This is a genomic window from Actinomadura napierensis (assembly GCF_039529375.1).
GTDB classification, from domain to species: Bacteria; Actinomycetota; Actinomycetes; order Streptosporangiales; family Streptosporangiaceae; genus Spirillospora; species Spirillospora napierensis.
The window spans coordinates 1-517 of sequence record NZ_BAAAMR010000437.1; the positions used below are offsets into that span (position 1 = coordinate 1).

The 517-nt window shown below is 35.0% G+C and carries 1 protein-coding gene; it reads right to left on the minus strand.

Annotation, left to right across the window (positions count from 1 at the left end):
• Positions 1–517, minus strand: a 517-nt coding sequence (locus ABD296_RS50360) for an RNA polymerase factor sigma-54 (RefSeq protein ID WP_455363896.1), incomplete at both ends; no start/stop codon positions are given.

Here is a 517-nt window from a genome sequence, read left to right on the forward strand (position 1 = left end):
GTTGTCCCCACATGACTAGAAAAGAAGTATTTCAACTCAAAAAGTCCACGTGGAGTAAGCATATACTTATTTGTTGTAACGCGAGAAACGGTCGACTCATGTAATTCTACTTCTTCTGCAACATCCCTTAGTACTAAAGGTTTCATTGCTTCGGGACCTATTTCAAGAAATGCTTTTTGATGCTCAACAATACAAGTCGCAACTTTTAATAATGTTTTGTGCCGTTCATCAATACTTTTTATAAAATTTTTAGCCTCAAGCATTTGATTACGTAGGTATAAATTATCATCACTTTGATCTGCCCTACGAATCATACTCGAATAAAAAGAATTGATTCTTAATTTTGGCATCACATCAGGGTTTAACTGAACTTGCCAATGCAAGTCCTTCTTGGCAACGACTACGTCAGGAATTTGATACTCTGATTCTTGCTTTTCAAAATCCATGCCTGGATAAGGCTTTAATGTTTTTAATAAATCAACTGCAAATTTTAATTGTTCTTTGGAAAGCCCTGTTT